8 protein-coding genes are annotated in these 10,178 nt (G+C 62.4%); all 8 read right to left on the bottom strand.

The features are described 5' to 3' along the window. Positions 1-2: 2 nt before the first annotated feature. Positions 3-1,514, bottom strand: coding sequence for a sensor domain-containing diguanylate cyclase (locus KVQ74_RS24280; RefSeq protein ID WP_217833898.1), 1,512 nt, complete (start codon positions 1,512-1,514; stop codon positions 3-5). Between the two features lie 200 nt (positions 1,515-1,714). Next, complete coding sequence (locus KVQ74_RS24285) at positions 1,715-3,031, bottom strand: OprD family porin (protein WP_217833899.1); 1,317 nt, start codon at positions 3,029-3,031, stop codon at positions 1,715-1,717. 195 nt (positions 3,032-3,226) lie between these two features. Beyond that, on the bottom strand, positions 3,227-3,451 hold the full coding sequence (locus KVQ74_RS24290; protein WP_217833900.1) for a hypothetical protein: 225 nt from the start codon (positions 3,449-3,451) through the stop codon (positions 3,227-3,229). Positions 3,452-3,651: 200 nt separating this feature from the next. Next, positions 3,652-5,016 carry a heavy metal sensor histidine kinase gene (locus KVQ74_RS24295; protein WP_217833901.1) on the bottom strand — a complete coding sequence of 455 codons (1,365 nt, stop codon included), beginning with the start codon at positions 5,014-5,016 and terminating at the stop codon, positions 3,652-3,654. Then, entirely contained in the window at positions 5,006-5,683 is a 678-nt protein-coding gene (locus tag KVQ74_RS24300) for a heavy metal response regulator transcription factor (RefSeq protein WP_085584871.1), read from the bottom strand. The genes KVQ74_RS24295 and KVQ74_RS24300 overlap by 11 nt, the downstream gene beginning before the upstream one ends. Positions 5,684-5,692: 9 nt before the next feature. Further along, positions 5,693-8,794, bottom strand: coding sequence for a multidrug efflux RND transporter permease subunit (locus KVQ74_RS24305; RefSeq protein WP_217833902.1), 3,102 nt, complete (start codon positions 8,792-8,794; stop codon positions 5,693-5,695). After that, positions 8,791-9,951 carry an efflux RND transporter periplasmic adaptor subunit gene (locus KVQ74_RS24310; RefSeq protein ID WP_217833903.1) on the bottom strand — a complete coding sequence of 387 codons (1,161 nt, stop codon included), beginning with the start codon at positions 9,949-9,951 and terminating at the stop codon, positions 8,791-8,793. The genes KVQ74_RS24305 and KVQ74_RS24310 overlap by 4 nt, the downstream gene beginning before the upstream one ends. A 41-nt stretch (positions 9,952-9,992) precedes the next feature. Further along, a partial coding sequence (locus KVQ74_RS24315; protein WP_217833904.1) for a hypothetical protein occupies positions 9,993-10,178 on the bottom strand: 186 nt, incomplete at its 5' end.

Raw genomic sequence — 10,178 nt, forward strand, 5'->3', positions numbered from 1 at the left:
TGTCAGAAAGACGCGGCCACCACTCGATTGCGCCCTGCATCCTTGGCTTGATACAGCGCCTTGTCCGCCGCAAACAGCAGTCGCTCCAGCGTGATTTCGCAGCCCGCCGTCCAGGTGCCGATGCCGATACTCACCGTCACCGGCAGTTCTGCACCCTCGACCTTCGGCAACCGCTCCACGGCCTCGCGGATATGCTCGGCAATCTGCTGCGCGCCTGTGCTGTCGGTTTCGGCGAGGATCACCGAAAACTCCTCGCCGCCATAGCGCGCCACCAGGTCTCCCGGGCGCCGCACGTTCGCGCAAATCACCTTGGCCAGCTCGCGCAATGCCTGATCCCCGGCCTGATGCCCGTGACGGTCGTTGAATGCCTTGAAGTGATCGGCATCGATCATCATCACCGACAGCGGTTTGCCCGAGCGCTGGGCGCGGAACCATTCGTGGCGCAGGGATTGATCGAGCATCCGCCGGTTGGCGACTCCGGTCAGGGCGTCGGTGGCGGCCAGTTTCGCCAGCTCGCGTTCGGCCTGATGGCGCAGGCGCAGTTCCCGGGCGAGCAGCCAGGTCAGCCACAACAGGCCGACGCACAGTACGCCGGTAGCGCCGCTGATCAGGATCGCGGTGCGTCGCCAGGCGCCGAACACTTCGTCGCTGGACAGCGCAACGATGACTGTCAGCGGCAGGTTGCCGACTCTGGAATAGGTGTAGAGCCGTTGCTTGTAATCCATGCTCGAGATGCTGTTGAAACTGCCATTGCCGCTGTGATCCCGCAGGATTCGCACGACGTTTGGCCGGCTGGCGAAGCTTTTGCCGATCGAGTCGCTCTGCAGATAAGGCTTTTGCGCCAGCAGGAGGCCGTCGTTATCAATGATGTTCAATGTGCTGTCGCTGCCGATGTCGAGGCTGTTGAACAGCTCGTCGAAGTAATCGAGCTTCATCGATGCCACGGCGACCCCGACGAACTCGCCGGTTTCCGAGGAGATGCGCCGGCTGAAACTGATCCGCCACTGGTTGGCATCCTCGCAATTGCAGCGGGTCTTGAACGGACGACTGATGAACATGCCGGCGTCGCGGTTGAAGGCATGGGCCAGAAAGTAATCGCGGTCGGCGAAATTGCCCGGTTTGGGTTCGATCCGCGACGAGTCGGCGACGACCTCGCCATGCTTGTCCAGCAGCAGGATGTCGCCCTTGAAGCGTGCGGTGGTGGAGCGATCGAACAGTGCCAGATGACGGATCTGCGGCGAGACGTTTTTCAGATCCTCGCGCTGGGCGGCGGCGATCAGGCCTTGCAGGGTCAGGTCATACAGTTCGACGGTGCGCAGCACATCGGCATCGATCAGTTGAGCGATGGTGGTTGCGCCGCGGGTAGCGGACTCCTGGGCGCTGGCATGCTCGCGGATCAGCAGGAAAGTGACGATGCACACAATCGCGATCACGGTCAGCAGGCTGCCGAAGATCAACAGCAGCTCGGGGCGTCCGGTCTTGCCCGAAACGAGTGGGATACGGCTCGCGATCATGGGGGGGGCTGTCGGTGGTGGATTCTTGTTAGCTTAGGCGGGCAGAAACCATTGTGGGAGCGGGCTTGCTCGCGAAGGCGACTTTCCAGCCACAATGGATGTTGACTGACAGGCCGTATTCGCGGGCAAGCCCGCTCCCACAGGTGATGTGACAGGTCTGAAGAGTGTTTCAGACCTGTTCTGTCTGCGTAGCGCCGATCTTAGAAGACGTTGATCGGGTAGTCGATGATTACCCGGTATTCATCTGTGTCCGAGTCCAGCGCGCCGTAGCCGTTGCCGCCACGATTGGTCGCCCATTGCAGGCGTACCGCGAGATCCTTGGCCTGACCGCTCTGCACCACGTATTTGAGGTCGAGGTCGCGCTCCCAGTGCTTGGCGTCGCGGCCCTCGGCGCTGTACCACGAGGCGTAGCCGGGGCTGGTCGGGTCGACTTTGGTCAGATCCAGCGTGCCGCGTGAGTAGGACACCGCCGAAGTCAGGCCCGGCAGGCCGACGCCGGCGAAGTCGTAGGCGTACTTGAGTTTCCACGAGCGCTCGTTCGGGCCGTTGAAGTCCGAGTATTGCTGGGAGTTGTCGAGGTAGATGCTGTCACCCTGACTGATGTAGTCGAACGGCGTGTTGCCGTTGACCCGCTGATACGCGGCGGTGACGCTGTGATGACCGACGCCGACGGTGAAATGCAGGCTGTAGGTGTTGTTGTCGATGTTGCCCAGCAGCGCATCGCCGGTGTCCTGGGTGTGATAGACGTGCAGGCCCGGGTTGAGGCTGACCAGATCGTTCAGCGCCCAGGTGTAGTCGAGGTCGTAGTAGTACTGGTTCCAGATGTCCTTGAGCTCGGAGGCGTAGAGGCTGCTGGTCAGGCCTTCGACGCCGCTCCAGGCCACGCCGGCCCAGTTCAGGTGGCGGCTGTCATCGCCCTCGGCCAGTGTGCCGTAGGAGGTGCCGATGCGTTTGTGGCCGCTCTGGTTGTACGGCTTGGTGAAGCTGGCCTGGCCGCCTTCGATCAGCCAGCCGTCGAAGCTGTGATTGGTCAGGCTGATGCCGCGAAAGGTCTGCGGCAGCATGCGGGTTTCACCGCCGGCGATCACCGGGTTGGCGAGAAACAGGTCACCGGCCTTCAGCTCGGTATCGAACGCGCGCATCTTCAAGGTGCCGCCCGCCGTGGAGAACGAGCCCGGCGCTTTGCCGTTGCCATCGCCGACCGGCAGGATGCTGGAGTTGTCCGTGCCGCCACCGCCATCGAGTTTCAGGCCGAGCATGGCGTGGGCATCGATGCCGAAGCCGACCGTGCCTTCGCTGTAGCCCGACTCGAATTTGCCGAGCAAACCCTGGCCCCACTCGATGTTGTCGTCCGCGTGCTGCAGGCGGTTGCGGTTCATGTAGTAGTTGCGGGCGTTGAGGTTCAGGCTCGAGCCTGCGACGAAGCCTGCCGGTGCAGCTTCTTCGGCGTGAGCGACAGGGGCAATCGTTGCGGCAATTGCAATGAACAACGGGGTGAAACGGACTGGGTAACGCACTTGCGGTAAAGCTCCTTGGGTCAACTGACACTTCAATGTCTTGAGGTGCGGGATGTTTCTTATTGGAGAAGACGAACCTGACGGCTTTCAGACCACAACGAAAAAAGGCCGCTGAAAATCAGCGGCCTGCAAGGACGACGGTTGAACGGGAAGAGCCAAACAAACCGCGTCGAGGGAAATGGAGCGGGGGGCGACTCAGCTGTCTTTCTCGGACGCGGAGCGTGATTCGGAAGCCGCCGCCTGTGGGGCTTGCGTGGCGTCTTTGGCCTTGGCCATCATTTCTGCCTGATGCTGTTCATACGCTTGAGCCCGTGCGCTGTTGTGCGCCACGAACGTTTGGGATTCTTCAGCCATCGCCATTGGCGACAGGATCAATGAGGACAAAACGAAAGCGCTGGCAATACCCATACTGTTGGACATCTTGAAAACCTTCTTGCTTGGCAAGTGCTGTTTGATGCCGGCAACGATAAGGTCGCCGGGCGCCGGGAAACAGCGTGATTTTCATAAATGACTGTTACAGCAGAAGCAAAGATCGGCGAGCAGCGATCAAGAGCCACCTCACCCCAGCCCTCTGGCCCAGGGGGGCTAGGGTGAGGGCAGCGATCCGGAGCCGATCATAATCAGACCGGCAAATGAATCCCGAACGTATTCATCCCGCGATCACTGCGCACAAACACATCTCCGCCGTGCATCAACGCGATCGCCTTGACGATCGCCAGCCCCAGTCCATGGTTGTTGCCGCTGTTGCTGCGCGATGCATCGACCCGATAAAACCGCTCGAACAGACGGGGCAGATGCTCGCCGGCAATCGGCGAGCCGGGGTTGGCGACGCCGATGCTGACCTGATGTTCCTCGATCGTGATCTGCACCTCGATCACCTGACCCGGCCCGGTGTGCTGCACCGCATTGCTCAGCAGGTTGATCAAGGCCCGGCGCAGATGAGCGACCTCGATCCGCACCTGCGCGTCACCACTGACCCGTACCTGCACCTGGGCGTCTTCGAGAATGAAGTCCAGATACTCGAGGGTGGTCGCCACTTCATCGGCCAGTGAGGTGGACGTGAGTTTGGTCGCCTTGTTGCCCTGGTCAGCGCTTGCGAGAAACAGCATGTCATTGATGATCGAGCGCAGCCGCTCCAGCTCTTCCAGATTCGACTGCAGCACCTCGAAGTAATGTTCCGCCGAGCGTCCGCGAGTGAGGGCGACCTGGGTCTGGCCGATCAGGTTGGTCAGCGGCGAGCGCAGCTCGTGGGCGACGTCGGCATTGAACGATTCGAGCCGCGAATACGCTTGCTCGACCCGTTCCAGCGTCGAGTTGAACGAGTCGACGAACTGCGCCAGCTCCGGCGGCAACGGCGACATTCGCAGCCGTCCGGCCCGCAGCGGCGGCGCCAGGCGCTGGGCTTCGTGGGAGAGTTTGATCAGCGGCTTGAGGCCGATCCGCGCCACCCAGTAACCCAGCGCCGAGGCCAGCAGCACGCCGATAATTGCCAGACTGATCAAGGCAATCAGCAGGTTGTGCTGGGTCTGGTGGAAGGTCTCGGTGTCGATGCCGATCATGAAGCGCAACGGCGGACGCTGATCCTTGGCCGGCAACTCGGTCAGCAGCACTTTCAGTGGATAGGGATGATCAGGCAATTGCAGGTCATGCATGCCCAGCGGACCGTTGGCGAAGCGGCGGATCAAGGTGTCCGGCTCGCCGTATTCGTAACCTGGATCACCGCTCACCACCCAGAAGCGGATGCGCTTGTCCTCTTCGCCGAGCAATTTGAGCTTGGCGTTGATCTTCACCCAATGCTCGGGCGTGCCGTAACGGTTGAGGGCCGATTCGAGCACGCTGTAGCGGGCATCCAGCTCGGCTTCCGGCAACAGCCCCAGGCCCTTGTCCACCTGCTGATACAGCGCGCCGCCGATCAGCAAAAACACCAGCAGCGCCACCAGGGTGAACATCCCGCTCAGGCGCAGTGCAATGGAGTTACTGGACACCACGGCTCTCCAGCACATAACCCATGCCACGGATGGTGTGCAGCAGTTTTTCGTCGAACGGCCCGTCGAGCTTGGCCCGCAGGCGCTTGATCGCGACTTCGACGACGTTGGCATCGCTGTCGAAATTGATGTCCCAGACCATTTCCGCAATCGCGGTTTTCGACAGGATTTCCCCCTGCCGCCGGGCCAGTACGCTGAGCAGCGAGAACTCCTTGGCGGTCAGATCCAGCCGCGTACCGGCGCGGGTCGCCTTGCGGCTGATCAGATCGATCCACAGGTCGGCGATGCTCACCTGCACGGGTTCGTGGCCGCCGCTGCGCCGGGTCAGCGCTTGCAGGCGGGCCACCAGTTCGAGGAAGGAAAACGGTTTGCCCAGATAGTCGTCGGCACCGTCGCGCAGGCCCTTGATGCGGTCTTCGACGCGCTCGCGGGCGGTGAGCATGATCACCGGGGTCTGTTTGCGCGCACGCAACGCACGCAGCACGCCGAAGCCGTCCAGCCCCGGCAGCATCACGTCGAGGACGATCACCGCATAGTCGCCTTCCAGCGCCAGGTGCAGCCCTTCGATACCGTCGCGGGCCAGATCCACGGTGTAACCCTGTTCCGTCAGGCCACGGTGCAGATAGTCCGCGGTTTTCTCTTCGTCTTCGATAATCAGAACGCGCATGACCCTGCCTCAGTCGGTAGTCGCCAGCATCGCTTCGGATGCTGGTTTGGGCTTATGGAACAGCCGCTCGAGCCACAAGTATATGACCGGCGTGGTAAACAGCGTCAGCGCCTGGCTCACCAGCAGGCCGCCAACCACCGCGATCCCCAGCGGCTGGCGCAGTTCGGCGCCGGTGCCGTAGCCGAGCATCAGCGGCAGCGCGCCGAGCAGGGCGGCGAGGGTGGTCATGATGATCGGCCGGAACCGCGTCACGCACGCCTCGAAGATCGCATCCTGCGGCGGTAACCCTCGATGACGCTGGGCTTCCAGGGCAAAGTCGATCATCAGGATGCCGTTCTTCTTGACGATCCCGATCAGCAACACCAGACCGATCAGCGCCATGATCGAAAAGTCCTGGCCGCAAATCCACAACATGATGACCGCCCCGAGGCCTGCCGCCGGCAGAGTCGAGATGATTGTCAGCGGATGCACGAAGCTCTCGTAGAGCACGCCGAGAATGATGTACACCGCCACCAGCGCGGCGAGAATCAGCCACGGCTGGCTCTTCAGCGAGCTCTGGAACGCCTGGGCCGCGCCCTGGAAATTGCCGCTGATCGCGGTCGGCATGCCGATCTCGGCCTTGGCCTGATTGAGCAGAATCACCGCGTCGCCCAACGCCACGCCGGGGGCGAGGTTGAACGACAGGTTGGCGGCCGGGAACATGCCGTCATGGGCAATGGACAGCGGACCGATGGTCGGTGCATCGAATTTGGCCACTGCCGACAACGGCACCATTTCCCCACTGAGCGGCGAGCGCAGGTAGAAATAATTCAGGCTTTCAGCCTTGCCGCGCTGTTGGGTGTCCAGCTCCAGAATCACGTTGTACTGGTTGACCTGGGTCTGGAATTCATTGATCTGCCGCTGGCCGAAAGCGTCGTACAGCGCTTCGTCGACATCGCTGGCGGTCAGGCCGAAACGCGCGGCGGCGCTGCGGTCGATGCTGATGTGGGTGATGCTGCCACCCAGTTGCAGGTCGTTGGAAATGTCGCGGAACGCCGGGATGCTACGCAGCTTTTCGGTCAGGCGCTGGGTCCAGGTGGCGAGCGTCGGGCCGTCGTTGCTCTTGAGTACGTACTGGTACTGCGCGCGGCTCGGACCGGAGCTGAGGTTGATGTCCTGGCCGGCGCGCAGGTAGAGCACGATGCCGGGGACTTTCATCAGTTGCGGGCGAATGCGGTCGATGAACTGGCTGGCCGAGACATCGCGGTCGCCGCGTTTTTTCAGGGCAATCCAGAAGCGGCCGTTGGCGATGGTCTGGTTGCTGCCGGACACGCCGACCGAGTGCGAAAACGCCTGCACCGCCGGATCGGCGGCGACGATTTCGGCCATCGCCAGGTGTTTTTTCACCATGTCGCCGTAGGAAATATCCGCAGCGGCTTCCGTGGTGCCGAGGACGAAACCGGTGTCCTGCACCGGAAAGAAACCCTTGGGGATAAACACGTAACCGCCAATCGCCAGCGCGACCGACACGCCGAACACGCCGATCATCAATTTCTGGTGGGCGAGGGCGCGGCGCAGGCCCTTTGCATACCAGGCGACCAGTCGTTCGCTGAAGCCCGGTTTGTCATGGGCGTGATGCACCGGTCTGCGCATGAACAGCGCCGCGAGGGTCGGCGCCAGGGTCAGCGACACCACCACGGAAATCAGGATGGTCGAGGTCGCGGTCAGGGCGAACTCCTTGAACAGCCGCCCGACCACGCCGCCCATGAACAGCAACGGAATGAACGCCGCCACCAGCGAAAAGCTGATCGACACCACGGTAAAGCCAATCTCCCCGGCACCCTTGACCGCCGCTTCGCGCATGCTGTCGCCGGCCTCCAGATGACGGTGAATGTTCTCCACCACCACGATCGCATCGTCGACCACAAAGCCCACCGCCACCACGATGGCCACCAGGGTCAGGTTGTTCAGGCTGAAACCCAGCAAATACATCAGGGCGAAACTGGAGGTCAGCGACACACCGAGCACCGCCGAGACAATCATCGTCGCCGACAATTGGCGCAGGAACAGCGCCATCACCGCCACCACCAGCAGGATCGCGATCATCAGGGTGATCTCGACCTCATGCAGGGAGGCGCGAATGGTCTGGGTGCGGTCGATCAGGGTTTTGACCTGTACCGAGGCCGGCAGCATGGCTTCCAGGCCCGGCAGGGCGGCTTGAATCCGGTCCACCGTCTCGACGATGTTCGCCCCCGGTTGTCGCGAGATCACCAGGTTCACGCCCGGTTGATCGCCGGCCCAGGCCTGCACGTAGGCATCTTCCGAACCGTTGACGACCTTGGCGACATCGCGCAGGTGAACCGGGGCGCCGTCCTTGTAGGAAACGATGAGTTGGCTGTAGTCCTCGGGATGGAACAACTGGTCGTTGGTCGACAGCGTGGAAATGCTCGACTCGCCGTACAGCGCACCTTTCGCCAGATTGAGGCTGGTCTGCTGGATCGCCAGGCGAATGTCGGCGAGGGTCAGGCCGATGGCCGCCAGTTTGTCCGCCGAGGCCTGAACGCGGATCGCCGGACGTTGCTGACCGGTAATGTTGATTTGGCCTACGCCGTCGATCTGACTGATCTGACGGGCCAGCAGGGTTTCCACCAGATCGCTGAGCTCGGTGCCGGGCATCTGCGTCGAGCTGACACTGAGGATCAGCACCGGGCTGTCGGCCGGGTTGACCTTCTTCCAGGTCGGCAGGGTCGGCATGTCCTTGGGCAGTTTGCCGGCGGCGGTGTTGATCGCGGCCTGCACTTCCTGCGCGGCGGTGTCGATGCTCTTGTCGAGGGTGAATTGCAGGGTCAGCAGGCTCGTTCCCAAGGCACTGCTGGAGGTCATCTGGGTCATGCCGGGGATGGCACTGAATTGCACCTCCAGCGGCGTGGCGACCGACGACGCCATGGTGTCGGGGCTGGCGCCGGGAAGCTGCGCGGAGACTTGAATCGTCGGAAATTCCGCTTCCGGCAGTGGGGCAATCGGCAGTCGCGGGAAGGCAATCACCCCGACCAGCACCAGGGCGATGGTCAGAAGAATCGTTGCGACCGGGTGGTCGATGCACCAGGTTGAGACGCCACGATGGGACTTCATGGCTTCGGCTCCGCTTGCACCACTTGCGCGGGCTCGGTCATCACCTGCACGGTCGAACCGGGTTTGAGCCGCGACTGGCCGTCGCTGACCAGCCTGTCACCGGCGTTCACGCCTTTGATGATGTCCTGGCCGCTGCCCTGGTAAACCATTTGCACCTGCACCGCTTCAACCTTGTCGCCGTTGACCCGGTACACGAAATGTTGATCGAGGCCACGTTGTACGACGGTGGGCGGCACCACCAGCGCATCTTTCTCCAATGCGGTCTGAATCTTTACCGTCACCAGCAGGCCGGGCCAGAGCTTCTGGCCGGGGTTGTCGAATTCGGCCTTGGCGCGGATGGTGCCGGTGTTGGCGTTGATCTGGTTGTCGATCAGGGTCAGGTGACCTTCGCCGAGCAGGTTGCCGGTTTCGCCATCGGTGTCGGCGCCGATGTAGGCCTTGACCTGGGCGTGCTGCGGATCGGCGATCAGGCCTTGCAGGGTCGGCAGCATTTGCTGGGGCAGGGAGAATTCCACGGCGATCGGGTCGATCTGGGTCACGGTGAACAGACCCTGGGTGTCGGTCATGCGCAGGAAGTTGCCTTCGTCGACCGTACGAATCCCGACGCGGCCGGTGACTGGAGAGCGAATCTGGGTGTAGGAAAGCTGTACCTGCGCCGCGTCAATCGAGGCCTGGTTGCCTTGGGCGGTGGCTTTGAGCTGGTTGACCAGTGCCTGTTGCTGATCGTAGGTCTGCTTGGACACGCCGTCGTCGACGCTGAGCAGTTTGTAGCGCTTGAGGTTGACCAGCGCCACTTGCAGTTGCGCCTGGCTTTCGCCCAATTGCGCGCGGGCCTGGTCGAGGCTGGCGCGGATCGAGCGGTCGTCGATGGTGGCGAGCAGGTCGCCGGCCTTCACCAACTGGCCTTCCTTGACCAGGATTTTGGTGAGGATGCCGTCGATCTGCGGGCGCACCACGACGCTGTGCAAGGAAAGCACCGAGCCGATGCCGCTGGTGTAGCGGGGAACGTCTTTGGCGCTGACGGCGACTACCCGCACGGGGATGGCGGTGGGGCCGGCCAGTTTGGTCGGCGCGGGTTTTGTGGCGTACCACAGACCGGCGGCTGCCAGGGCGATGAGCAGGGTGGCGAGCAGGGCGGGGCGTTTCTGGATTCGCATGCGATGGGGCGCCGGACGGAGTTAGGGCAGGGTTGGGTTCTTTATAAACCTGTCTGGGGGTCAGGAGGGTGACTTGAAACTGACGGCGCTGTCAGTTTGGGCTTTTTGGCGGCCTCTGGGCCGGCCAGGCTCTTGTCTGGATTGGGTGAATATCCGTTGCTTCGGGTGTTGCGGCTGGCGGTTTCGCCCTTACGGCGAGTCACCTTTTTCAGACGCCAAAAAGGTAA

The organism is Pseudomonas botevensis, assembly GCF_019145475.1.
In the GTDB taxonomy this organism is placed as follows: domain Bacteria; phylum Pseudomonadota; class Gammaproteobacteria; order Pseudomonadales; family Pseudomonadaceae; genus Aquipseudomonas; species Aquipseudomonas botevensis.

Bases quoted from the DNA above. Each gene is read 5' to 3' on its own strand.
- KVQ74_RS24310 (WP_217833903.1), bottom strand. From the start codon at position 9,951: ATGCGAATCCAGAAACGCCCCGCCCTGCTCGCCACCCTGCTCATCGCC.
- KVQ74_RS24280 (WP_217833898.1), bottom strand. From the start codon at position 1,514: ATGATCGCGAGCCGTATCCCACTCGTTTCGGGCAAGACCGGACGCCCC.
- KVQ74_RS24290 (WP_217833900.1), bottom strand. From the start codon at position 3,451: ATGTCCAACAGTATGGGTATTGCCAGCGCTTTCGTTTTGTCCTCATTG.
- KVQ74_RS24305 (WP_217833902.1), bottom strand. From the start codon at position 8,794: ATGAAGTCCCATCGTGGCGTCTCAACCTGGTGCATCGACCACCCGGTC.
- KVQ74_RS24300 (WP_085584871.1), bottom strand. From the start codon at position 5,683: ATGCGCGTTCTGATTATCGAAGACGAAGAGAAAACCGCGGACTATCTG.